This is a genomic window from Isoptericola sp. F-RaC21, from assembly GCF_038593535.1.
Classification (GTDB): Bacteria; Actinomycetota; Actinomycetes; order Actinomycetales; family Cellulomonadaceae; genus Isoptericola.
In genome coordinates this window covers 362,871-386,093 of the sequence record NZ_JBCFYX010000002.1, presented here as the reverse complement: position 1 = coordinate 386,093, position 23,223 = coordinate 362,871, and the positions used below count along the sequence as shown (strand labels likewise).

General features: G+C 75.3%; 24 protein-coding genes and 1 riboswitch. Of the genes, 13 read left to right on the top strand and 11 right to left on the bottom strand.

Going from position 1 to position 23,223, the window contains the following annotated elements; genetic code table 11:
- The first annotated feature begins 43 nt into the window (after window positions 1-43).
- From AAG589_RS07195 to AAG589_RS07185, 3 genes are all read left to right on the top strand, one after another.
- A complete protein-coding gene (locus tag AAG589_RS07195) occupies window positions 44-772 on the top strand; it encodes a sirohydrochlorin chelatase (protein WP_430566561.1) in 729 nt (242 codons plus the stop codon).
- A 64-nt stretch (window positions 773-836) separates the two neighbouring features.
- Complete coding sequence (locus tag AAG589_RS07190) at window positions 837-1,316, top strand: MarR family winged helix-turn-helix transcriptional regulator (protein ID WP_430566560.1); 480 nt, start codon at window positions 837-839, stop codon at window positions 1,314-1,316.
- A 134-nt stretch (window positions 1,317-1,450) separates the two neighbouring features.
- A complete protein-coding gene (locus AAG589_RS07185) occupies window positions 1,451-2,566 on the top strand; it encodes an NAD(P)/FAD-dependent oxidoreductase (RefSeq protein WP_430566559.1) in 1,116 nt (371 codons plus the stop codon).
- Here the strand turns inward: AAG589_RS07185 and AAG589_RS07180 are convergent.
- Both AAG589_RS07180 and AAG589_RS07175 read right to left on the bottom strand, forming a co-directional pair.
- On the bottom strand, window positions 2,532-3,146 hold the full coding sequence (locus AAG589_RS07180; protein ID WP_446719714.1) for a LuxR C-terminal-related transcriptional regulator: 615 nt from the start codon (window positions 3,144-3,146) through the stop codon (window positions 2,532-2,534). The genes AAG589_RS07185 and AAG589_RS07180 overlap by 35 nt on opposite strands.
- A 68-nt stretch (window positions 3,147-3,214) precedes the next feature.
- Window positions 3,215-4,546, bottom strand: coding sequence for an ATP-binding protein (locus AAG589_RS07175; RefSeq protein WP_430566557.1), 1,332 nt, complete (start codon window positions 4,544-4,546; stop codon window positions 3,215-3,217).
- 137 nt (window positions 4,547-4,683) lie between these two features.
- Here AAG589_RS07175 and AAG589_RS07170 point away from each other — a divergent pair, with 137 nt between their 5' ends.
- A complete protein-coding gene (locus AAG589_RS07170; protein ID WP_430566556.1) occupies window positions 4,684-6,180 on the top strand; it encodes a PspC domain-containing protein in 1,497 nt (498 codons plus the stop codon).
- Window positions 6,180-6,758: a hypothetical protein gene (locus AAG589_RS07165; protein ID WP_430566555.1), complete on the top strand. Its 579-nt coding sequence runs from the start codon at window positions 6,180-6,182 to the stop codon at window positions 6,756-6,758. The genes AAG589_RS07170 and AAG589_RS07165 overlap by 1 nt, the downstream gene beginning before the upstream one ends.
- Window positions 6,759-6,833: 75 nt before the next feature.
- On the opposite strand, the gene AAG589_RS07160 is transcribed toward AAG589_RS07165, so the two are convergent.
- Entirely contained in the window at window positions 6,834-7,565 is a 732-nt protein-coding gene (locus AAG589_RS07160; protein ID WP_430566554.1) for a hypothetical protein, read from the bottom strand.
- 134 nt (window positions 7,566-7,699) lie between these two features.
- Between AAG589_RS07160 and AAG589_RS07155 the strand changes: the two genes are divergently transcribed.
- Window positions 7,700-8,872: a glycosyltransferase family 4 protein gene (locus AAG589_RS07155; protein ID WP_430566553.1), complete on the top strand. Its 1,173-nt coding sequence runs from the start codon at window positions 7,700-7,702 to the stop codon at window positions 8,870-8,872.
- Between the two features lie 125 nt (window positions 8,873-8,997).
- Window positions 8,998-9,549, top strand: coding sequence for a hypothetical protein (locus tag AAG589_RS07150; protein ID WP_430566552.1), 552 nt, complete (start codon window positions 8,998-9,000; stop codon window positions 9,547-9,549).
- Window positions 9,550-9,657: 108 nt separating this feature from the next.
- On the opposite strand, the gene guaA is transcribed toward AAG589_RS07150, so the two are convergent.
- Complete coding sequence (gene guaA / locus AAG589_RS07145) at window positions 9,658-11,265, bottom strand: glutamine-hydrolyzing GMP synthase (protein ID WP_430566551.1); 1,608 nt, start codon at window positions 11,263-11,265, stop codon at window positions 9,658-9,660.
- Between guaA and AAG589_RS07140 the strand changes: the two genes are divergently transcribed.
- Window positions 11,255-11,470 carry a hypothetical protein gene (locus tag AAG589_RS07140; RefSeq protein ID WP_430566550.1) on the top strand — a complete coding sequence of 72 codons (216 nt, stop codon included), beginning with the start codon at window positions 11,255-11,257 and terminating at the stop codon, window positions 11,468-11,470. The two genes, guaA and AAG589_RS07140, sit on opposite strands and share 11 nt — an antisense overlap.
- Before the next feature lie 12 nt (window positions 11,471-11,482).
- Here AAG589_RS07140 and AAG589_RS07135 read toward each other — a convergent pair whose 3' ends face one another.
- The 3 genes from AAG589_RS07135 to thiE all read right to left on the bottom strand — a co-directional run bounded on the left by AAG589_RS07135 (window position 11,483) and on the right by thiE (window position 13,662).
- Window positions 11,483-12,160, bottom strand: a complete 678-nt coding sequence (locus AAG589_RS07135; RefSeq protein ID WP_430566549.1) for an OmpA family protein — start codon at window positions 12,158-12,160, stop codon at window positions 11,483-11,485.
- Window positions 12,157-12,846: a hypothetical protein gene (locus AAG589_RS07130; RefSeq protein ID WP_430566548.1), complete on the bottom strand. Its 690-nt coding sequence runs from the start codon at window positions 12,844-12,846 to the stop codon at window positions 12,157-12,159. The genes AAG589_RS07135 and AAG589_RS07130 overlap by 4 nt, the downstream gene beginning before the upstream one ends.
- Before the next feature lie 138 nt (window positions 12,847-12,984).
- The gene (gene thiE / locus AAG589_RS07125; protein WP_430566547.1) at window positions 12,985-13,662 is read right to left on the bottom strand and encodes a thiamine phosphate synthase; all 678 of its coding nucleotides are present in this window, start codon (window positions 13,660-13,662) and stop codon (window positions 12,985-12,987) included.
- Between the two features lie 31 nt (window positions 13,663-13,693).
- A riboswitch (TPP riboswitch) is annotated at window positions 13,694-13,796 on the top strand.
- On the opposite strand from thiE, the gene thiO reads away from it, so the two are divergent.
- The 3 genes from thiO to AAG589_RS07110 all read left to right on the top strand — a co-directional run bounded on the left by thiO (window position 13,786) and on the right by AAG589_RS07110 (window position 16,099).
- The gene (gene thiO / locus AAG589_RS07120; protein ID WP_430566546.1) at window positions 13,786-14,994 is read left to right on the top strand and encodes a glycine oxidase ThiO; all 1,209 of its coding nucleotides are present in this window, start codon (window positions 13,786-13,788) and stop codon (window positions 14,992-14,994) included. (Overlaps the previous riboswitch by 11 nt.)
- Entirely contained in the window at window positions 14,991-15,236 is a 246-nt protein-coding gene (thiS, locus tag AAG589_RS07115) for a sulfur carrier protein ThiS (protein WP_430566545.1), read from the top strand. Before thiO ends, thiS begins: the two co-directional genes overlap by 4 nt.
- 20 nt (window positions 15,237-15,256) lie before the next feature.
- The gene (locus AAG589_RS07110; RefSeq protein WP_430566544.1) at window positions 15,257-16,099 is read left to right on the top strand and encodes a thiazole synthase; all 843 of its coding nucleotides are present in this window, start codon (window positions 15,257-15,259) and stop codon (window positions 16,097-16,099) included.
- Between the two features lie 149 nt (window positions 16,100-16,248).
- Here AAG589_RS07110 and AAG589_RS07105 read toward each other — a convergent pair whose 3' ends face one another.
- Both AAG589_RS07105 and AAG589_RS07100 read right to left on the bottom strand, forming a co-directional pair.
- Window positions 16,249-17,460 (bottom strand): ThiF family adenylyltransferase, encoded by a 1,212-nt coding sequence (locus AAG589_RS07105; RefSeq protein ID WP_430566543.1) that lies wholly within the window; start codon window positions 17,458-17,460, stop codon window positions 16,249-16,251.
- On the bottom strand, window positions 17,457-17,882 hold the full coding sequence (locus tag AAG589_RS07100; RefSeq protein ID WP_430566542.1) for a DUF3817 domain-containing protein: 426 nt from the start codon (window positions 17,880-17,882) through the stop codon (window positions 17,457-17,459). Before AAG589_RS07100 ends, AAG589_RS07105 begins: the two co-directional genes overlap by 4 nt.
- 54 nt (window positions 17,883-17,936) lie before the next feature.
- Here AAG589_RS07100 and AAG589_RS07095 point away from each other — a divergent pair, with 54 nt between their 5' ends.
- The gene (locus AAG589_RS07095; RefSeq protein WP_430566541.1) at window positions 17,937-19,745 is read left to right on the top strand and encodes an ABC transporter ATP-binding protein; all 1,809 of its coding nucleotides are present in this window, start codon (window positions 17,937-17,939) and stop codon (window positions 19,743-19,745) included.
- Window positions 19,742-21,496, top strand: coding sequence for an ABC transporter ATP-binding protein (locus tag AAG589_RS07090; RefSeq protein WP_430566540.1), 1,755 nt, complete (start codon window positions 19,742-19,744; stop codon window positions 21,494-21,496). The genes AAG589_RS07095 and AAG589_RS07090 overlap by 4 nt, the downstream gene beginning before the upstream one ends.
- Window positions 21,497-21,601: 105 nt before the next feature.
- Here AAG589_RS07090 and AAG589_RS07085 read toward each other — a convergent pair whose 3' ends face one another.
- Entirely contained in the window at window positions 21,602-22,213 is a 612-nt protein-coding gene (locus AAG589_RS07085) for a GyrI-like domain-containing protein (RefSeq protein ID WP_430566539.1), read from the bottom strand.
- A 33-nt stretch (window positions 22,214-22,246) separates the two neighbouring features.
- Window positions 22,247-23,146 (bottom strand): SURF1 family protein, encoded by a 900-nt coding sequence (locus tag AAG589_RS07080; protein ID WP_430566538.1) that lies wholly within the window; start codon window positions 23,144-23,146, stop codon window positions 22,247-22,249.
- Window positions 23,147-23,223 lie beyond the last annotated feature (77 nt).

Genomic DNA, 23,223 nt, shown 5'->3' with positions numbered 1-23,223 from the left:
GGACGAAACGGCGCGGGTCGACGCCCGTCCTAGGGTCGCGGGCATGACCACGCCCGCGCTCCTCGCCGTCTCGCACGGGACCGCGTCCGCCACCGGCGCGGGCGCCGTCGCGACCCTCGTCGAGGCGGTGGCCGCCCGCCTGCCCGACGTCCCGGTGCACGCCGGCTTCGTCGACGTGCAGCAGCCCGACGTCCCGACCTGCCTGACGGGCCTGCGGAGCGTCGACGCCCCGACCGTCGTCGTGCCGCTGCTGCTGTCGGCGGGCTACCACGTGCACGTCGACCTGCGCGAGGACGTGGACGCCGCCGTCGCGGGCGGCGACGACGTGACGCTCGGCGGCGCGCTCGGGCCCGACGACCGCCTGGTCGACGTGCTCGAGCGCCGCCTCGCCGAGGCCGCGCTGCGCGACGACGACACCGTCGTGCTGGCCGCGGCCGGGTCGAGCGACGCGCGCGCCGTCGCCGACTGCGAGACCACCGCCGCCCGCCTCGGCGAGCGCCTGGGCCGCACCGTCGCCGTCGGGTACATCGCGAACGCCACGCCGCGCGTGCACGAGGTCGTCGCGGCCGCGCGGGCGCAGGACCCGGGCCGTCGCGTCGTCGTCGCGTCGTACCTGCTCGCGCCGGGTTTCTTCGCCGACCTGGCCGCCCGCGCGGGCGGGGACGTCACCGCCGCGCCGCTCCTGGTCACGCACGAGGACGCGCCCGGCGAGCTCGTGGACGTCGTCGCCCAGCGCTACCGCGCCGCCGCCCGCGCGTCCGCGCGGCGGTGAGACAGTTCACGCGGACCCCCGCCACACATAGTTGTCGTATCAACTCGTCACCTAGACTCGTGCGATGGCCGACACGACGGGAGAGCTCACCGGGGACGACCGGGAGCTCTGGGAGCGCTGGACGCGCGCCCAGCGCCTGCTCGCGTCCGAGGTCGACCGACGCCTGCAGACCCGTTGCGGGGTCTCGAAGGCCGAGTTCAGCGTCCTGGTCACGCTGTTCCGCGCGCCGGACGAGGAGCTGCGGGTCGTCGACATCGCCGAGACGCTCGACTGGGACAAGAGCAGGGTGGCGCACCAGCTCACGCGGATGGAGTCCCGCGCGCTGGTCGATCGGGTCGAGAGCGGCGCCCGGGGTCGCCGGACCGGAGTCCGGCTCGCGCCCGAGGGCCGTCGCCTGACCGCGGAGGCGACCGCCGTGCACGCCCGCGCGCTGCGCGAGGTCTTCTTCGACGTGGCGTCGCCCGCGCAGCTCCGCGCGATCGACTCCTGGAGCTCCGCGATGATCAGCCGCGCCGGCGCGCCGGCGCGGGACGACGACGCGTAGACCTGCCGCGCGCCCTCTCGGGCGCACCGCCGCGGCGGGCTCCCGGCCCGGTCCTGGACGAGTTGACAGATCAACTCTGTCGGCGCACCGTAAGAGTTGACACATCAACTCTTACGCGAGATCGGAGCCGACACATGACACGGACCGTGGCGATCGTCGGAGGCGGCTATGGCGGCACCCTGGTCGCGAGAGCCCTGGACGACGAGGCGGACGTGGTCCTCATCGACCCCCGCGACGCCTTCGTCAACGTGGCAGGCCAGCTGCGGGCCCTGACCCGACCTCGCTGGGCGCCGCACACCTTCTTCCCGTACCGGACCTTGCTCGAGCGCGGCAGGGTCGTCCGCGACGCGGCCGCGTCGGTGGACGCCGCCGGTGTCGTCCTCGCGGGTGGCGGGCGCGTGGACGCCGACTACCTGGTGCTGGCGACGGGATCGAGCTACGCGTTTCCGGCGCGGCCTCGGCAGGCATCCACCGCGGCGGCCCTCGACGAGCTGGCCGCCACACACCGACAGCTCGCACGGGCCGGCCGCGTCCTGATCCTCGGGGCGGGCCCGGTGGGCCTCGAGCTGGCCGGAGAGATCCGCGAGGTCTGGCCGGACAAGCGGATCTCGGTCGTCGACCGCTCGGACACGCTCCTCCCCCGCTTGCTGCCCGAGGTGCGTGACGACCTCCGTCGCCAGCTCAAGGAGCTGGACATCGACGTGCAGCTCAGCACGTCGTTGCGAGGTCTGCCGCCCACGGAGAGCGGGACGGCCGGCACCTTCACCGTCACGACGCACCCGGGGACCGAGATCACCGCCGACATCTGGTTCCGCAGCTTCGGATCACGGGTGAACACCGACTACCTCGCCGACGGACGTCTCGTGGGGCTCGCCGACGACGGCACCGTCCCGGTCGACGACCATCTGAGGGTGTGCGGCCACGCGAACGTGTACGCGCTCGGCGACATCGCGCACCTCGCCGAGGCGAAGATGGCCACCCACGCGCAGACCCAGGCCCTGACCGTGGTGGACAACCTCAGGGCGCAGCTGCGGGGCATGCCTCCCGAGGCCGTGCACGACGTCGCGCCCGTGCCCCGGATCCTGCTGCCGCTCGGGTCACGGGGCGGTGTGGGGCAGCTCCCGGCGCCGGACGGTACCGCGGTGGCGGCCCCGCGGGAGACCGTGATCCGGCGCAAGGGTCTGGACCTCTTCACCGCACGCTTCGCGGAGAGGTTCAGAGCAGCCGGCGCGCCGCGGCCCACCGCGTGAGCTCGTAGCGGCTGGACAGCTGCAGCTTGCGCAGCACGGCGGACACGTGCGTCTCGACCGTCTTGATGGAGATGAACAGCTCGCTCGCCACCTCGCGGTAGGAGTAGCCGCGCGCGATGAGGCGCATGACCTCCTGCTCGCGCTTGGACAGGCGGTCCAGCTCGTCGTCCGCGACGGCGACGTCGCCCGCGGCGGTGCCGAACGCGTCCAGGACGAAGCCTGCGAGGCGCGGCGAGAACACGGCGTCTCCCCCGGCCACCCGCACGACGGCGCCGGACAGGTCGGACGCCGAGATGTTCTTCGTGACGTACCCGCGCGCCCCGGCGCGAATCACCGCCACGACGTCCTCGGCCGCGTCGGACACGGACAGGGCGAGGAACTTCGTCTCGCCGAGCACGTCGGCGCACCGGCGGACGACCTCCGCCCCGCCGCCCCCGTTGCCGCCGGGAAGGTGCACGTCGAGCAGCACGACGGGCGGGCGGTGCTCGTGCACGACGGCGACCGCCTGGTCGACGTCCGCCGCCTCGCCCACCACCTGCACGCGGCCGTCCAGGCTGGCGCGCACGCCGGTGCGGAACATGTGGTGGTCGTCGACGAGGACGACGGGAACCGGCCCGGTGGGCGGCTGGGGTGCGTCGGGCGTGGCGGTCACGTGCGTGCTCCTTCGTCGGAATCGCTGGTCGAGCCGGTCGGCACCTGGGTCTCGGCAGGCTCGGCCGGCGGGTCGGGCTCGACCGGGTCGGCGCGCCCGTCGCGCGGCATGCGCAGCCGCACCTCGGTGCCCCACCCGGGGCGGCTGGTCACGTCGGCGGTGCCGCCGCGGCGGTGCACGCGACCCAGGATCGACTCTCGCACCCCGAACCGGTCGGGCGCGATGTCGTCCATATCGAACCCGTCGCCGCGGTCGCGGACGAACACCTCCACGGCGGCGTCGGTCACCTCGAGGTAGACGGTGACGGGCGGGCGGCCGTGCACGACGGCGTTCACCAGCGCCTCGCGCGACGCCTGCAGCAGCGCCGACGTCTCCTCGGTGGGGACGCAGTCGCCCACCATGACCGACTCGACCTCGACGGCCCGGCCGTCCTCGACCTCCGCCACGAGCGCGCGCAGCTCGGCCGCGAGCGACGTGCCCGGCGCCGTGCGGTCGGTGTACAGCCACTCGCGCAGCTCGCGCTCCTGGGCGCGGGCCATGCGGGCCACCGCCTCCGGGTCGTCGGCGCGCGAGCGGATGAGGGCGAGGGTCTGCAGCACGGAGTCGTGCAGGTGCGCGGCGATGTCCGCGCGCTCGGCCTCGCGGGCGCGGGCGGCGCGCTCGTCGCCCAGCTCGCGCACCAGGCGCAGCCACCAGGGAGCGAGCATGAGCGCCGCGCCTGCGAGGACCGCGAGCGACGCGACCGCCGCCTGGATCAGCACGGGGACGGGGGCGTCCTGGCCGATGAGCAGCAGCACCCCCACCATGACGAGGACGACGCCCCCCACGAGCCGGAGCACGAGGGTCGAGCGCCGGGTCTGGCCGCCGTCCCCGGCGCGGCCGCGGTGCGCGGCGTCGAGCTGGCTCCACGCGAGCGCCAGGCCGCCGACGGCGACGAGCGCGGGCAGCACCCACGACGCGCCGACGTCCCAGCCCGCGCGGATCGCGACCAGGACGAACGCGCCCGCGATGAGGGCCGCGCCGATGAGGACGTCGCGGACGGGCAGCGCGGCGACCGGGCCGCGCAGGCGCAGGCGCGGTGCGAGCCGCTGCAGCGACGTCGGCGTGGTGTCCGCGGCCTGCCGCGGGTCTCCCGACGGCACGGTCACCCACCAGAAGACGTAGGCCACCGCGCCCGCCCCCGCCACCAGGGTGAGGAGCAGGAACGCGATGCGCACCACCGCGACCGGGATCCCCAGGTGCGCGGCCAGGCCCGCGGCGACACCGCCGAGCATCCGCCCCCTGGGGGGACGGCGCAGCGGCAGGCGCGGGGGTCGCTCGGTGGTCATGCTCCCGATCCTGGCACGTCAGGGGCGCCCCGGGGCGCGGGATCCCGAGGTTTCAGGGTGGCCCGGCACCCCGAATCAGGGTCGCGTCAGGGCAGCACCCGATGCCGGGCGGGCTGGTCGGTCGACAGGATGGAGCCATGAGCACCGACGACCTCCCCCAGCCGCCCGGCTCGCAGCCCGGGCCCGGCGGCGCCCCCGCCGCGGGCGGCACCCCGCCGCGCCGCACCGGCGACGGCTTCTTCGACTCCATCCGCCGCATCGGCCTCACCCGGTCCGACAACCGATGGGTCGGCGGCGTCGCGGGCGGCGTGGCCGACCGGTTCGGCCTGGACCCGCTGCTGGTGCGTGGCCTGCTGATCCTCAGCTTCTTCCTCACCGGCGCGGGCATCGTCATCTACGCGGTCGCGTGGGCGCTGCTCCCGGAGCGGGACGGTCGCATCCACCTGCAGCAGGCGTTCCGGGGCGACTTCGACGTCGCGCTCCTCGGGGCGGTCGTCGCGCTCATCGTCGGCTTCGCCTGGGGCGACGGCCTGAGCTGGTGGGGCTTCGGGATCGAGTGGATCGGCGCCCTCCTGTGGGTCGCCGTCTGGGTCGGGATCGTCTGGCTGGTCGTCAAGCTGATCCGCGACCGCCGGGCGCGGCCGGGGGCGGGCGCACCGCGGTACCCCGCGGCACCGCCGTACCCCGCCGCGCCTGCGCCGGGCGCTCCCGGTGCGAGCGGCCCCGTGCCCACCGACACGTTCACCCCCGCGCCCCCGGCGCCGTACGTCGCGAACGCCTCGGCACCGCAGCCCGGCACGGCCGCACCGGCCGACGCCCGCGAGGCCGAACGGGCCGCCCAGCGGCAGGCGCGGGAGGCCGAGTGGGCCGCACGGCGACAGGCGCGCGAGGCCGAGTGGGCCGCGCGTCGCCAGGCGCGAGAGGCCGAGCTCGCGGCACGCACCCGGCGAGGTCCGGGCGCCGCAGCGGTCGGCATCGTGCTCGGGCTCGTGCTGCTGGGCGGTGCGCTGCTCCTCGTGCTGGACCGGACGGGCAACCTGGGCGTCGCCCTCGGCCCCACCTGGCTGGGAGCCTCCATCGTGGTCCTCGGGCTCGGACTGGTCGTGACGGGGCTGCGCGGCCGCCGTGGCGGCGGGCTGACGTTCTTCGCGATCCTCGCGCTGATCGCCGGCGTCTTCACCTGGCCGTTCGCCGGGGGCCGGGACTCCTGGGACTTCTGGGACGACACGCCGCAGCAGTCGGGCGCCGCCGCGGTCATCAGCGAGGGCACCCTGACGCCCAGCACGGTCGCCGAGGCCGAGGAGGGCGTGAGCGTCCGCTTCGGCAGCGCGGTCGTCGACCTCACCTCGCTCGACCTCGCCGGCGTGACGCCGGGCGACCCGGTGGTCGTGCCCATCTCGATGACGGCGGGCAGCACCGTGGTGCGGATCCCCGCCGACGAGGCCGTCGAGGCCGACATCGAGGTCATCGCCGGCAACGCCACCTGGCGCGCCGACGGGCAGGACAGCTCCGTCAACACGTACACGAACGGGCCCGCCCGCTTCCGCACCGACGAGGTGCGCGAGGGCGACGGCGCGCGCCTGCTGCTCGACGTCGACGTCCGCGCCGGCGACCTGACCATCGAGGAGTCCTGATGAGCGACGACAAGCCGACCACGCCCGCCCCCGAGCCGGACGAGACCCAGGCCCTGCCCGCAGCCGACGAGACCCAGGCGCTCCTCTCGCTCGACGAGACCCAGGCCCTCCCGGCGGCCGACGAGACGCAGGCGTTGCCCGCGGCGGACGAGACCCGCGCCCTGCCCGCGACGGAGGGCACCCGCGCCCTGCCCCCGGCCGGGCCGGACGACCCGCTGTCGATCTTCGACCGGCCGGACCGACCCGACCTGTCCGGGCCGCCTCCGCTGCCCGCGCCGGACCCGCTGCCCACGCCGGCGCACGAGCCGCTGCCGGCGCCCGACCCCCTGCCCGCCCCGGCGGCGACGCAGGCCCAGGACGACCGGTCGGCCCACGCCGCCGGGCCCCGGGCGAGCACGATCGTGTGGGGCTTCCTCGTGGTCGCCTTCGGCGTCGGGCTGCTGGCCAACGCCGCGGGGGCGCACATCGACGTCGAGCTGGCCGCCATCGTGCTGCTGGCCGCGGCGGGCGCGCTGCTGGTCATCGGCTCGGTGGTCAGCGCGGTGCGCCGCCGGCGCCGGGCGACGGCCGACCGCTGACGATCCCCGCACGACGACGCGGCGGCGACCCTGCTCGGGTCGCCACCGCGTCGTCGTGCTGTCCCGGGTCGGTCCTCAGGCCGACGGGGCACCGCCCACCGGGGGCGCGGCCGGCGGCTCCTCCGGGGGCGTCGACGGGGACACGTTCGGAGGTGTTGACGGCGACGTGGACGGGGACGTCGAGGGAGGCGACGCCGGGGACCCCGGCGTCCCGCTGGCGGGCGCCTCGGGAGCCGTGCGGGTGCTCGGGCGCTCGGGCGGCGTGGCGGGCGTCGTCGGCGTCGTCGGGCGCTCCGGCTCGACGGGGTCGGCGCGGTGCGCGGCGTGCGACAGGCCGCCCTCGGACGTGAGCGAGGGCGAGTCGATCACCACCTGCGGCCCGCCGGCGAGCTTCCGTAGCGCGCTGCCGAGCAGGATGAACACGATGCCCAGGCCGATCACCAGCGCGCAGACGCCGAACGCGACGACCGACGTGAACAGGGAGGCACGCAGGAACGACGCGTCCATCACGCTGTCGCGGACCGGGTCGTCCTGGTCCAGCTGCGCGTAGGTCTGCCCGTCCGCCATCTCGGTCGCGTGCTTGTCGATCACCTCGGCCTGCGCGTACGCGGTGAACGGCCCGGCGACGTGCTGGCCGGCGAACATGTTGGCGTCCTCGGACACCGTGATCTCCTCGGCGGACAGGGTCTGGGACACCACCACCCACACCCCGAGGCCGGCGATGATCATGACGATGCCCGCGATGACGGTGACCAGGCCGATCCCGCGGACGCCCTTGGTCGGATGGACGGTGACCGTGCTCGACATGTCGCACCTCTCCTGAGGGGTAGGTCTGATGCGTGCGTTCCGAGTACCGCTCCTCGCACCGTAGCGCCGCATCGCGGCCATGGCGCGACGAGGACCGACGAACCCGCAGGTCGCCGCGATGGCAGGATGACCCGGTGCGCATCGTCCACGTCTCCGACTCCTACCTGCCGCTCCTCGGCGGCATCGAGACCCAGGTGGCCCGGCTGGCCCGGCGGCAGGCGCAGGCCGGGCACGACGTCGAGGTGATCACCACCACCCCGGACGCCACCGGCGGGCACGGCGTCACGACCCGGCGCGACGGCGACGGCGTCGTCGTGCACCGCGTCGCCGCCCGCGTGCCGGGCGGCTACCCCGTCCACCCGCGCTCGACGGCGCACGTGCGGGCGCGGCTGCGGGCGCTGGAGGCCGACGGCCGCCGGCCCGACGCGGTGCACCTGCACATGGGCGTGCTCGCCCCCACGGTGGAGCTGGCGGTGCGCCCGGTGACCCGGCTCGGGCTGCCCGCCGTCCTCACCGTGCACTCCGTGTGGGGCGGCTGGGAGCGCGCGTTCGCCGCGCTCGACCGCGCGACCCGGTGGTCCGCGTGGCCGGTGCAGTGGTCGGCGGTCAGCGAGCTGACGGCCGCTCCCCTGCGCCGCGTCGTCGGCCGCCGGCTGGGCGCCGACGCCGCGGCGGAGCGCGTGTCCGTGCTGGGCAACGGCATCGACGTCGAGGCGTGGCGGCTGCCGCGCGTCGAGCGCGGGGAGCGCGCCGAGGGGCGCGAGGTCCACGTCGTGTCGGCCACCCGGTTCGCGCCCCGCAAACGGGTGCTGCCGATGCTCGAGGCGGTCGCCGCGGCGGTGGCGAAGGCGCCCGGACGGATCGTCGCGACGATCGGCGGCGACGGCCCGCAGCTGGCCGAGGCGCGGCGCTGGGTGCGGGAGCACGGCCTCGCCGACACGGTCCGGCTCGTCGGCCGCCTCACCCCCACCGAGCTCAAGCGCCTGTACGTCCGCGCCGACGTGTTCGTCGCCCCGGCCGTGCAGGACGCGTTCGGCATCGCCGCCCTCGAGGCCCAGGCCGCGGGCCTCGCCGTCGTCAGCCGCTCGCAGTCGGGGGTCGCGGAGCGCCTGGTCGACGGCCGCGACGCCCTCCTGGTCGACGACGACGCCGCGATGGCCGACGCCCTCGTCCGTCTCGCCGACGACCCCGACCTGCTCGACGCGATCGTCGCGCACAACCGTTCCGCCGAGCTCGCGACGTCGTGGCCGCGCGTGCTCGCCGACGTCGACGCCGCTTACCAGAAGGCCGCCGCGCTCGCCCGCTGAGCGCGGCGCAGTCGTCGTCCCTGGTCAGGGACGGATCGCTGCCTCGGCGTATCACCGCGGGCCGGGGGCGCCTCGTGTCTCGTGACCGGCGACGAGGGGATCGCCGGCAGACGTGAGGAGCGACGATGACCATCACGACACGCACCCGCACCCGCCGCGCACGGCTCGCCGCCGTCGTCGGCGGTCTCGCGGCGATCGCGGCCCTGGGCATGACCGCCCCGGCCGCCACGGCGGCGCCGGACGACGGCGGCGCACCCGTCCAGGTCGAGGCGGTGACCAGCGAGAAGCCGGTCACGGTCGCCGACGTGCGCGCGACCGCGGCCGCGGGCACGCTCTACTGCGCCGTCATCGACGGCACGTTCGGCTGCAAGGACTACGCCATCGGCAAGGGGCTCGTCGTCGCGCGCCTCTACGACGGGGCGAGCTACAGCGGCCGCCAGGTGGTGATCTTCAACCCGAAGTACAAGGTGGGCTGCACGGCGAAGACCACCGACAACGAGGGCGGCTCCGTCCTCGGCGCGATGTCCAACAAGGTGACGTCGGTCCGGACGTACAACCACTGCGACGTGAAGCTGTTCGACGGCGCGTCGAAGAACGGGGCGCACACCGGCTGGGTCGACCGGACCGGCAAGCTCGGTTCGCTCAACAACCGCGCGAGCTCGTTCGCCATCTCCTGACCGCACACCCGCAGGCGTGGGGCGAGGCGGTGTGGTTCGGGAGAGCCGAGCGAGGAACGAGCGAATCATTCTCCCGAACGACACCGCCTCGCCCCACGCCCGACCCCCTCACTCCCACTCGATGGTGCCCGGCGGCTTGCTCGTCACGTCGAGCACCACGCGGTTGACCTCGCTCACCTCGTTGGTGATGCGGGTGGAGATGACGGACAGCACGTCGTAGGGCAGGCGCGTCCAGTCGGCGGTCATGGCGTCCTCGGAGGACACCGGGCGCAGCACGATCGGGTGGCCGTAGGTGCGGCCGTCGCCCTGCACGCCGACGGAGCGGACGTCGGCCAGCAGCACGACGGGGCACTGCCAGATCTCGTCGTCCAGGCCGGCCTTGGTGAGCTCCTCGCGGGCGATGGCGTCCGCCTTGCGGAGGGTCTCGAGGCGCTCCGCCGTGACCTCGCCGACGATGCGGATGCCGAGACCGGGGCCGGGGAACGGCTGGCGGGAGACGATCTCCTCCGGCACGCCGAGCTCGCGGCCCACCGCGCGCACCTCGTCCTTGAACAGAGTGCGCAGCGGCTCGACCAGCTCGAACTGCAGGTCGTCGGGCAGGCCGCCCACGTTGTGGTGGCTCTTGATGTTGGCCGCGCCCTCGCCGCCGCCGGACTCGACGACGTCCGGGTAGAGCGTGCCCTGCACGAGGAACTTGACCTCCTCGCCGTGCGCGCCGGCCTCGGCGACGATGTCGCGCTGCGCGTCCTCGAAGACGCGGATGAACTCGCGGCCGATGATCTTGCGCTTCGTCTCCGGGTCGCTGACCCCCGCGAGGGCGGTGAGGAACCGCTCCTTCTCGTCGCGGATGATGAGCTTCACGCCCGTCGAGGCGACGAAGTCGCGCTCGATCTGCTCGACCTCGCCCTCGCGCAGCAGGCCGTGGTCGACGTGCACGCAGGTGAGCTGGTCGCCGACGGCGCGCTGCACCAGCGCGGCGGCGACGGCGGAGTCGACGCCGCCGGACAGGGCGCAGATGACGCGGGCGTCGCCGACCTGAGCGCGGACCGCGGCGACCTGGTCGGCGATGACGTTGCCGGGCGTCCAGTCGGGCTTCAGGCCGGCGCCGGAGTAGAGGAACTTCTCCAGCACGGCCTGGCCGTGGGCGGAGTGCTTGACCTCCGGGTGCCACTGCACGCCGTACAGGCGGCGGCCGGTGTCCTCGAACGCGGCGACGGGCGAGCCGGACGACGTCGCGAGCACCTCGAAGCCCTCGGGGGCCGCGTGCACGGAGTCGCCGTGGCTCATCCAGGTGGTCTGGTGCTCGGGCGTGCCCTCCAGCAGCATGCCGGCCGCGCACACGTCCACCTCGGTGCCGCCGTACTCGCGCGTGCCCGTCTGCGCCACGGTGCCGCCCAGCGCCTGCGCCATCGCCTGGAAGCCGTAGCAGATGCCGAGCACCGGCACGCCGGCCTCGAACAGCTTGGGGTCCACGAACGGCGCGCCCGCGGCATACACGGACGACGGGCCGCCGGACAGGATGATCGCCGCCGGGTTCTTCGCGAGCATCTGCTCGGTGGTGAACGTGTGCGGCACGATCTCGGAGTAGACGCGGGCCTCGCGCACGCGGCGCGCGATGAGCTGCGCGTACTGGGCGCCGAAGTCGACGACGAGGACCGGCCGCGGCGTGGCCGCGAGGTCGGCGGTGGTGGGCGTGGCGTCAGGGGTGGCGGTCACCCGGCCAAGGATACCGGCGCGTGCGGGTGCCTCTGGCACCGCACGGATCTCTCTCGTCGCCGTCCAGGTCAGCGCCGCCGCGCTGCTGTTCCTCGCGCTCCAGGGCGCCGGCGCCTGGGACTGGCTCGTCCTCGCCGTCGGCGCGGCCGCGCTCGAGACGAGCTCCGTCGGTCATCTGGTCGTGGCGTACCGCGCCCGCCGCTGACCGCTCCCCCCGCTACTGCGTCGGGTAGGTCACCTCGACCCGACGGTTGAGCGCGCGGCCCGCGGGGTTGTCCTCGCCGCCCACCTCGTTCTCCGCGACGGGGTCCGCCTCGCCGTGGCCCTTGACCTTGAGCGTGAGGTCCGGGCGCTCCGAGCCGAGCACGTCCGCGACGGCGTTCGCCCGCTGCTTCGACAGCTTGAGGTTCTTCGCGTCCGTCCCGATCGAGTCGGTGTAGCCGTCCACGCGCACCGTCGCGTCCTGCGGGACGTCCCCCGCCAGCTCCGCGACCGCCTTCTTCGCCTCCGGCGTCAACGTCGCCTTGCCGAAGTCGAACAGCAGGTCGGACGTCAGCGTGACGACCGTGTCGTCCTTCTTCTCCTGCTTCGACTCCAGCGTGGTGGTCGAGTCGTCCGGACGGAGCGGGAACGTCGAGTCGTCCGTCCGCAGGTCGAACGTGGCGTCGGCGGCCATCTCGGCGGACACGTCCGCCGCCTCGACCCGCGTCGAGTCCTCGGCGAGTGCCTCCGCGGCCTCCCGCATCAGCTCCGGGTCGGCGGCCGCGGCACCACCCGTGGCACCGGGCTGGGACGACGACGGTGCCGGATCGGTCGCCGCGAGCGCCGGGGTGGTGCCGGCGGCCGCGAGCGCCAGGGCCGCGGCGAGCGGGACGAAGGCCCGTCGGGCGCTCACTCGGCGCCGCCGTCGGCGTACGTCACCGTCGCGCCGGTGAACAGCGGCAGGCCCTCGGCGGGCAGGACGTCGACCGTCGCGGGCTTGCCCTCCGGGGCGGGCAGCACGGCGGACACCTCGATGGTGCCGTGGTTGGGGAAATCGAAGGCGTGCTTCTCCAACGGCGACACGAGCATCGACTCGCGGCACTTGATCTGCGCCACCGCGGCCGCTGTCGAGTCGTCCGTGTCCTCCTGCCACGCCCCCTCGGTGCAGAACGGCCGGTACGCCTTGAGCCCGGCACGGTCGGTCACCGTGGTCGACGGTTCGAGGGACATGTCGTACCAGCTCGCGCCCGCGTCGGCCGGCGCGTCCTCGTCGTCCCAGCGCAGCGCCCACCGGACCGTCATCGCGCCGTCGGCGACCTCGACGGCGCGCAGCGTCGCGGTCAGCTCGCCGCCCGGGGCGGCGTCCGAGCCGTGCGGGGTGGCGATCGTCTGCTCGGCCATCACCTGGTCGGCGACCGAGGCCGTGCCAGGGTCCGTCTCGCCGCCGCCCTCCGCCGCCTGGCTCGCCGGCGCCTCGCCCGCGCCCCCTGCCGCCGACCCTCCGTCGTCGCCTCCCCCACCCGTGCAGCCGGCAAGGAACAGGGCTCCGACCAGCGCGAGAGCTGCGGTGGCGCGGGCGCGCGGGGTCCGTGCGTTCATGGGGGCTCCAGGGGTTCGGGCGCCGGCCGTCACCGGCCTGGCAGAGGGTGAGCCTCCACCCTGGCAGAGCGCCGAGCCGGGCGCGAGGGGCCGACCATGGGGAGTTCTCCCCGCAGCGCGCCCTGGACCGGCCTCGCCTCAGCCCAGGCGTTCCCGCAGGTCGCGGGCCGCGCGCTCCGGGTCGGGCGCCTGCGTGATGGCCCGCACGACGACGACGCGCGTCGCCCCGGCGTCGAGGACGGCGTCCAGACGCTCGGCGTCGACGCCGCCGATGGCGAACCACGGCGTCGAGGGGCGGGTCGCGGCGACCTCGCGGAGCAGGTCGAGACCGACGGCCGCACGACCGGGCTTGGTGGGCGTGGCCCACAGCGGGCCGACGCAGAAGTAGTCGACGTCCAGGTCGGCCTCCGCCTCGGCCGCCTGCGCGGCGGAGTGGGTGGACCGGCCGAGCACGGGTGCGGCCCCGAGCAGCGAGCGGACGGCGGGCACGGGCAGGTCGCGCTGGCCCATGTGCACGACGGGCGCGCCGGTCAGCCCGGCGACGTCGGCCCGGTCGTTCACGCACCACAGGGCGCCGTACTCGCCGGCCACCCGCGTCACGAGCTCCTGCAGCTCCAGCTCGCGCGCGACGTCGAGCGTCTTGTCGCGCAGCTGCACGACGTCCACCCCGCCCGCGAGCGCCGCGTGCAGGAAGTCCTCCAGGTCGCCGCGCTCCTCGCGGGCGTCGGTGCACAGGTACAGGCGGGCCTCGGCGAGACGGGAGCGGGTCGTGCCGGGTGCGTCGCTGGTCCCGTGATCGGGCGTGGTCGTGGTCACGCCGGCCAGGGTAACCACGGCCCGCGTTACAGTGGCCGGGCACGGGAGCCCCGCTCGGGGCTGAGAGGGCGTAGGAGCCGACCGTCGAACCTGATCTGGGTCATGCCAGCGAAGGGAGCGCACATGCCCACGCCCAGCAGCACGTCCGACGTCGTCGTCGTGGGCGGCGGCATCGTCGGCCTCGCCGTGGCCTGGCGCGCCGCGACGGCCGGGCTGTCCGTCACCGTGCTCGACCCGGCGCCGGGCGACGGCGCCACGCACGCCGCCGCGGGGATGCTCGCCGCCGTCAGCGAGGCGGACTTCGGCGAGCGGGAGCTCGCCCGCCTCAACCTCGCGTCGGCCGCCCGCTGGCCCGCGTTCGCCGCCGACCTCGCCGTCGCGACCGGACACGACGTCCCGCTGCTGCGCGCCGGGTCTCTCGCTGTCGCGTACGACGCCGACGACCTCGCGCTGCTGCGCCGTGTCCTCGCCCTGCACCGGGAGTGGGGGCTCGCGTCCGCGGAGGTCCCCGTGGCCGACGCGCGGCGGCGCGAGCCGTACCTCGGGCCGCGGCTCGCCGGGGCAGCCGTCGTCGAGGGCGACCTGGCCGTCAACCCGCGGGCCACCCACGCGGCCCTGGCCCACGCGCTGGGCGATGCGGTCGTGCGCCGCACCGCCGTGCGCCTGGAGCGCGACGCCGCCGGCCGGGCGGTCGCGGTGCACGACGACGCCGGGTCGCGGCACGCCGCCGGCGCGGTGGTGCTCGCGACCGGCGCGGGCACGACGTCCGCCCTGCTCGACGGCGTGCCCGAGGTGCGCGTGCCGGTGCGGCCGGTCAAGGGCGTGACGCTGCGCCTGGACGCCGGCCCTGAGCTGCCGCTCGAGCACGTGGTGCGGGGCACGGTGCAGGGCCGACCGGTGTACGTCGTGCCGCGGGGCGCGGGCACCGGCGCGGGGCCCGGCAGCGGGCCCGGGCACAGGGAGATCGTCGTCGGTGCCACCAGCGAGGAGCGCCCCGACGACCGCCGCGCCGAGGCCGGCGGCGTGTTCGCCCTGCTGCGCGACGCCCGCGCGCTCGTGCCCGGGATCGACGAGGCCGCGCTGGTCGACGTCACCCCGCGCGCCCGCCCGGCCACCCCCGACAACCTGCCGCTGGTCGGCGCCACCGCCGTGCCCGGCCTGCTCGCCGCCGTCGGGCACGGGCGCAACGGGGTGCTGCTCGCGCCGCTGACCGCGGACGCCGTCGTCGCCGCGCTCACGGGCGCGCCGCCGCCCGACGACACCCACGACGCCCTCGCCGCCGCCGACCCGCGACGCTTCGCGCCCGCCACCACCGAAGGAGCCCTCCCGTGAGCACGCCGTCCACCTCCGCGACCGCCGTCGTCAACGGCGAGACCTACCCGCTCGACGGGCCGCACGGCGACGGCGTCGAGGCCGTCGTCGCGGCCCTCGTCCCCGCGTTCGTCGCCGACGGCACGGCGGCGGGCATCGCCGTCGCCGTGAACGACGCCGTCGTCCCCCGCGGCCTGTGGGCCGGCACCCGGATCGCGCCCGGCGACCGGGTCGAGATCGTCACCGCCGTCCAGGGCGGCTGACCACGAAGCACGGAGGAACCATGACCAGCACGCACGTCGCAGCCACGTCGCGTCCAACCGCCCACCCGCTCGTGGATCCCCTGGTGGTCGCCGGCACGGAGATCGGCTCGCGCCTCGTCATGGGCACGGGCGGCGCGTCGAACCTCATGACGCTCGAGGATGCGCTGGTCGCGTCCGGCACCGGGCTCACGACGGTCGCCATGCGCCGCGTCGCGGTGCGCCCCGGTGGCGCGGGCGCCGAGGACGGCGGCATCTGGGGCCTGCTCGAGCGCCTCGGCATCCGAGCCCTGCCCAACACGGCGGGCTGCTTCTCCGTCGCCGAGGCCGTGCTCACCGCGCAGCTCGCCCGCGAGGCGTGCGGCACCGACTGGGTCAAGCTCGAGGTGATCGCCGACGACGTCACCCTGCTGCCCGACCCGATCGGCCTCGTCGAGGCCGCCGACCGGCTGGTGCGCGACGGGTTCGTCGTGCTGCCGTACACCAACGACGACCCGATCCTGGCCCGGCGGCTGGAGGACGTCGGGTGCGCCGCCGTCATGCCGCTCGGCGCGCCCATCGGCACCGGCCTGGGCGTGCTCAACCCGCGCAACATCGAGGCGATCGCGGCCGCCGCGCGCGTGCCGGTCATCCTCGACGCCGGGGTGGGCACCGCGTCCGACGCCGCCCTCGCGATGGAGCTCGGCTGCGACGGCGTGCTGCTCGCCACCGCCGTCACGCGCGCCGCCGACCCGGTCCGCATGGCGCACGCGATGCGCCTCGCCGTCGAGTCCGGGCGGCTGGCTGCCGGCGCCGGCCGCATCCCGCGCCGCGAGGGCGCGCTGGCCAGCTCCTCCCCCGACGGCCGCCTCGACCTCGCGCTCTGACGAGGTAGTTCACGACCGGCCGAGGTAGTTCAAGTCCTGCCGAGGTAGTTCAAGACCTGCCGAGGTAGTTCAAGACCTGCCGAGAGGAACTACCTCGCGGGGATTCGAACTACCTCGGCACGGGCCGAACTACCTCGCGGGATGCTGGACTACCTCGCGGCGAGGAGCAGCGCGGGCGCGCCGCCCTCGACGGAGCGGGCGTCGACGCCGGCGGCGCGCGCGACGTCGGCCACGCGGGCGGAGCGGGCGCCGGCGGCGCAGACCAGCAGCACGGGCCGGTCCGCGGGCAGCTCGGCGCGCGCGACGTCGGCGCCGTCGGGCCCGAAGAACCAGCCGCTCGGCACGAGGCGCGCGCCCGCGACGGGCAGGGCCTGGGCCTCCCAGTCCTCGCGGACGTCGACGAGGGCCACCGGGCCGTCGCCCGCGAGCAGCGCCGCGGCGTCGACGGCGCTCATGCTGGCGGGGCCGAGCTCGGCGCTCGCGGCGTCCGCGGACCCACCCACCGGCGCGGGCAGGCCGCAGAACGCGGCGTACGCGGCGTCGTCGGCCAGCAGCTCGTGCACGGGCTCGCGCGTCGGGTCGGGGCGGACGGTGAGCTGGCGCCACGAGAGCTCGAGGGCGTCGTAGACCGCGATCCGCCCGAGCAGGGTGGTGCCCGCGCCGGTGATCAGCTTGACCGCCTCGGTGGCCATGACCGAGCCGACCGTGCCGCACAGGGCGCCGAGCACGCCGCCCGTCGCGCAGTCGGGCACGGTGCCGGGCGGCGGGGGCACGGGGAAGACGTCGCGGTAGGTCACGCCCCGCTCGCGAGACCCGTCGGCGAGGCGCGGCGCGCCCCAGAACACGGCGGCCTGGCCGTCGAACTGGTGGATGGCGCCCCACACCACGGGCACGCCGAGGATCTCGGCCGCGTCGGAGACGAGGTAGCGCGTCGGGAAGTTGTCCGCGCCGTCGAGCACGACGTCGTACCCGCCGACGATGTCGAGCACGTTCTCGGGGGTGAGGCGCACGGGGTGGGCCACGACCTCGACGTCGGGCGCGAGGTCGGCGAGCCGGTCGCGGGCGGACTCGACCTTGGGCCTGCCGACGTCGGCGGTGCCGTGCACCACCTGGCGCTGCAGGTTGGAGACGTCCACGACGTCGTCGTCCACGACGCCGAGGGTGCCGACCCCGGCGGCGGCGAGGTACTGCAGGGCCGGGCTGCCCAGCCCGCCGGCGCCCACGACGAGCACGCGCGCGGCGGCGAGCCGGCGCTGCCCCTCCGGGCCGACGCCGGGCAGCGGCAGGTGCCGGGAGTACCGGGCGAGGCGGGCGGCGTCCAGCTCCGGGCCGGGCGCGACGAGCGGGGCGAGCGCCGTCATGCCGAGTACCGCTGCTCGAGCGCGACCAGCTTCGCGTCGGCGTCGGCGTGCACCCGCTTCTCGAGGATGAACGACATCACCGGCACGACGCCGGCGAAGACCATCGAGGCGAGGCGCCCGAAGCCCCAGCGCATCTTGGACCACAGGTCGAGCACCGTGACGAGGTAGACCACGTAGATCCAGCCGTGCGCGAACGGGACCCAGCCCAGGTAGTCGACGACGACGTCGACCTTGATGACGTACTTGAACACCAGCTCGAAGCAGAGGATCAGCAGCATCACACCGGTGAGGATCGCCATGAACTTGTACCGCTTCAGGGCGCCGCGCGCCTTGCGGATGGCGGCCTCGGCCTGGGCCTGGCTGGCGCCGCCGGCGGGCGACGACGACGGCTGCGGGGCGGGGGTCTGCTGCGGCGTGCTCACCCCAGCATCGTAGGCGTGAAAGGCGGCAGTTAATTCGTGGCCCGGTGTCGGTGAATGTTCGTAGGCTGGACGACCGTGCGCCCCCTCCCCCTGCCCGACGTGGGCAACCCTCCCCTGACGTCCCCCGCCCGGCTCCTGGCCTGGCAGGGGTGGCGCCAGCGCGACGTGCTCGCGAAGTCGCTGGTGGCGGGCGTGGTGGCGATGCTCGCGTCGGCCGCGGCCCCGCTGCTCATCGGTCGCGCCATCGACGAGGGGCTGTCGCAGGGCTTCGGCGGCCCGCTGTTCGCGTGGTGCGGGGCGATGCTCGGCGCCGCCGCCGTGATCGTCGTCGCGGGCATCTTCAACCACATCTGGGACGTCGAGAACTGGGTGCGGGCGTCGCTGTCGTTCTCCCAGCTCGTGGGCTACAAGGCGTCGCGGGCGGGGCACGCGATCACGCGCAAGCTGCCCACGGGAGAGGTCGTCTCCGCCGTCGCGAACGACGCGCTGCGCGTGGGCGACATGTTCTCCATGGCCGGCCGGTTCACCGGCGGCGTGCTGGCGTACGTCGTCGTCGTGGCGATCATGCTGTCGCAGCACGTGCAGCTCGGCCTGGTGCTGGCGCTCGGCATCCCGGCGGTGGCGGCCGTGCTCGGCCTGCTGGTCAAGCCGCTGCAGTCGCGCCAGACGACGCAGCGCGAGGCCACCGGGCGGCTCACGTCGCTCGGCGCGGACACCGTCTCGGGCCTGCGCATCCTGCGCGGCATCGGCGGCGAGGACGAGTTCGCCGCCCGCTACGCACGCCAGTCGCAGGAGGTGCGGCACCAGGGCGTGCGCGTCGCGGTGCTGCAGTCGGTGCTGGACGGGCTCCAGGTGCTGCTGCCGGGCCTGCTCGCCGCGCTCGTGCTGTGGCTCGGCGCCCGGGCGGCCGTGCGGGGCGAGATCACCAGTGGCCAGCTCGTGACCTTCTACGGCTACGCCGCGTTCCTCGCCTGGCCGGTGCAGATGGCCACGCAGATGCTGCAGATGGTGATCCGCGCCGTCATCTCGTCGCGCAAGATCCTCGACGTGCTGCGCGTCACGGAGGCCACGCCGTCCCCCGCGACGCCCGCCGACGCCCCGCCCGCGGGGGCCGAGCTCGCCGACGAGGCCAGCGGCCTGGTGCTGCGCCCGGGCCGCGTGGTCGGGCTCGTCAGCGCGGACCCCGACGCGTCGGCACGCATCGCGACGCGGCTCGGCCGGCTCGACGACGAGGCCGAGGCCGGCACCCCGGTGCGGCTCGGCGGGGTGCTGCTGTCCGACCTCGACAAGGAGACCCTGCGCCACCGGGTCGTGGTCTCCGAGGCGACGCCGCACCTGTTCTCCGGCGTGCTCGGCGAGGCGCTCGACGCGCGCGGCCGCGCCACCGAGGCCGACCTGCTGGCCGCGATGGTCACGGCGGACGCGCACGACGTGCTCGACAGCGTGCCCGGCGGCCTCGCCGGCGAGCTGCCCGAGAAGGGCCGGTCGCTCTCCGGCGGGCAGCGGCAGCGCGTCGCCCTGGCGCGGGCGCTGCTCACCGAGCCGGAGATCCTCGTCCTCGTGGAGCCCACCAGCGCGGTGGACGCCCACACCGAGGCCCGGATCGCGGAGCGCGTGGCCGAGGTCCGGCGGGGCCGCACGACACTCGTCGTGACCGCCAGCCCGCTGGTGCTCGACCACCTCGACGAGGTCGTGCTGCTCGACGACGATGCCACCGTCGCCACCAGCGGCACGCACGCCGAGCTGCTGGCCCGCCGCGACGCCCACGGCGCCGCGTACCGCGCCGTCGTCGGCCGGAGCATGGCCGAGGACGACCGCGCCGCCGACACGTCCGACACCGACCTGGAAGGAGCGGCGCGATGAGCGACACCACCAACCCGAACCTGCTGCCCATCGCCGACCGCACCGAGGTCAACCGCACGGTGGGCCGCCTGTTCCGGCGCCACCGCGGCCAGCTCGGCGGCGTCGCGGTGCTGCACACGCTCGCCGCGCTGGCCGGGCTCGCGGGCCCGTTCCTGCTCGGCCGGATCATCGACGAGGTCGCCGCCGGCACCACGCTGTCCGCGGTCGACACGCTGGCGCTCGTGCTCGTGGGCGCCGTCGTCGCGCAGGCCGTCATCACCAGGTACGCGCAGCGGCTGTCCATGGTCTTCGGCGAGCGGGTCTTCGCGGACCTGCGCGAGGAGTTCATGGACACCGTGACGCGCCTGCCGCTGTCCACGGTGGAGAAGGCGGGCACCGGGGACCTCGTCGCGCGCACCACCAACGACGTCAACAAGCTGCAGCACGCCGTGCGGTTCGGCGTTCCGCGCGTGCTGGTGTGCGTCGTGACGATCGTGCTGACGCTGGTCGCGTCGTTCCTGGCCAGCCCGCTGGTGGCGCTCGGCCTGCTCACCGGCGTACCGCTGATCGTCGTGGCCACCCGCTGGTACCTCAAGCGCGCGACGCCGGGCTACCTCCGCGAGTCCGCGGCGTACGCCGCGATCAACGGCTCCATCACCGAGTCCGTCGAGGGCGCCCGCACCACCGACGCCCTGCACCTCGGCGCGCGCATCCGGCGGCGGATCGACCGCGACCTGCGCGAGGCCTTCGACGCCGAGTCGTACACCCTGGGCCTGCGGCTGCGGCTCATCCCGGCGCTGGACGCCGCGGTCGCGATCGCGCCGATCGTCGTCATCCTGTGGGGCGGCTGGCTCGTCACGCAGGACGTCACGACGGTCGGCACCGTCGCCACGATCGCGATGTACGGGCACCAGATGGGCGGCCCCGTCTTCGACCTGGTGTTCTGGCTCGACGAGCTGCAGGTCGCGGCGGTCGCGCTGGCGCGCGTCGTCGGCGTCGGGCTGGTCGGCCCGGACCGGACCGCGGGCACCGCGGTGCCCACGTCCGAGGACGTGCGCGCCCGGTCGGTGCGGTACGCGTACCGCGAGGGACACGACGTGCTGCACGGCATCGACCTGGACCTCGCCCCCGGCGAGCGGCTGGCCGTCGTCGGTCCGTCCGGCGCGGGCAAGTCGACGCTGGGCCGCATGCTCGCGGGCATCCACCCGCCCACCGGCGGGTCGGTCACGGTCGGCGACGTGCCGCTCGTCGACCTGCCGCTGGAGGACCTGCGACACCACGTCGCGCTGGTCACCCAGGAGCACCACGTGTTCGTCGGGTCGCTGGCGGAGAACCTGCGGCTCGCCGACACCTCGGCCACCGACGACGCCCTGTGGGGCGCGCTCGGGGCGGTCGACGCCGCGTCGTGGGCCGCCACCCTGCCCGACGGCCTGGAGACGGCGGTCGGGTCCGGCGGGCACACGCTCACGCCGGCGCAGGCGCAGCAGGTCGCGCTCGCGCGGCTGGTGCTCCTCGACCCGCACACGCTCGTCCTGGACGAGGCGACGTCGCTGCTCGACCCACGCGCCGCCCGCCATCTCGAGCGGTCGCTCAACGCCGTGCTCACCGGCCGCACGGTGGTCGCCATCGCGCACCGCCTGCACACCGCGCACGACGCCGACCGCGTCGCCGTCGTCGACGGCGGCCGCATCACCGAGATCGGCCCGCACGACGACCTCGTCGCCGCCGGCGGCGACTACGCCAAGCTCTGGCACAGCTGGCAGCACGAGTAGCCCGCCCGCCCCGCGAGGTAGTCCGAGTCCCCGAAGGATCGTGGACTTCCTCGCGGGGATCTGAACTACCTCGGCGCGGTGCGAACTACCTCGGCAGCTTCCGGACTACCTCGAGGAGACGGGCTGGCGGATGATCGTGCGCAGCTTCTCGGGGGCGGTACGGCGCAGGTCGGACAGGTAGATCTCGTGGTGCAGGCCGCGCAGCGCCAAGCTCTCGGCCCGGATGTACGCGTGCAGGCGCTCGATCGTCGCGGGCTCCGTGGCGAACGGACCGCGATGCAGCACCTGGGCGGCCTCGCCCTCGTCGTAGCGCTCGAGGCGGACGCGCTCGCCGGCCGGGGGCTGCTTCGTCGCGACGGCGCGGGCCATCACGTCCGCGGCGTCGACCTGCTCGACGGCGTCGGGCAGGCCGATCATGAGCGTCCAGCGCCACTCGTCCTTGGCGTCCACGCTGAACCGGCTCATGTCGTCGGCCCACCAGAGTCCCTCGAGCGGCAGGACGGTGTAGGCGTCGCCCGTCGCCTGCTTGACGGCGGCGCGCAGCGCGTACGCGAGCGGGTACAGCGTCTCGACCGCCTCGCGGTAGGCGGGCGCGGTGTCGGGGTCGCCCTCGCCGTCGACCATGAGGAACGGCCGAGACGGAAGCGTCACCAGCTCCGGCGTCGTCGCCGCCCGGTAGTGGAACCGCGGCTCTCGCTTGAGGTCGATGCCCGCCATCCGTCCAGGGTGGCGGCCACCACCGACAGCGGCTCAGCCCGGCAGGCCCGCGATACCCGTGCCGACGGGATCGTCGGAGTCGTCGTGCGTGCGGCCACGCTTCGTCCCCGCCGCCTCGTCGCGCACGAGCCGCACCCACAGGAACACGGCGAACAGGCCGAAGACCCACCACTGCAGCGCGTAGAAGAGGTTCTGCAGGTTCACGCCGTCGCTGCCCTCGAGCACCGGGCGCGGGAGCGGCGCGGGGCCACCCTCGGCCGCGGTCGGCTGCGCGGGGTCGGCCGCCGTGAGCACGACGTACCCGGAGTAGATCGGCCCGCCCCAGGTGTTGACGAGCGACCCGGTGGAGATGGAGTCGATCAGCGGCGGGCCGTCCGGGTTGTCGGGCAGCGGCTCCGCGCCCTCCAGGACCGACTCCGACGCCTGCAGCCACCCGGTGACGCGCACCTCGCCGTCGGGCACGTCGAGCGCCGCGGCGTCGGGGGTCGGCGAGTCCACCCAGCCACGCACGACGGGCACGACGGGCGGCCCCGACAGGTCCGCCCACGACGCGCCGCCGGTGCCGTCGTCGGTGACGCGCAGCGGGGTGAGCACCAGGTAGCCGGTGCGGCCGTCCAGCGCCCGCCCGGCGACGAGCATCTGCCCGTCGGTCTCGTACTCCCCCGTGACCCACGCCTCGGTGCCGACCAGCTCGCCCGGGAACGCCGTCTGCGGCGGCAGCAGGTCGCCGAGGGCCTCCGGGCCGTGCGAGGCCTGCTCCGTGGCCTCCTGCTGGGCGGCGAGCTCAGCGCGCTGGTAGGCGCGGTCGAGCTGCCACACCCCGAGCCGGCCGCACACGGCGGCGGCAAGCAGGAAGAGGAGCAGGATCCCGATCATGCGGGGCTGGAGGGCCACCGCCCAGAACGACCTGCGGGCGGGCTGGGGGCTGGGCACGGCTCCACCGTAATCGGCCGGAGGCCCACCTCAGGAATCCGTGCGTCGAGGGGCACCTGACAGGCCGCCAGATCCAC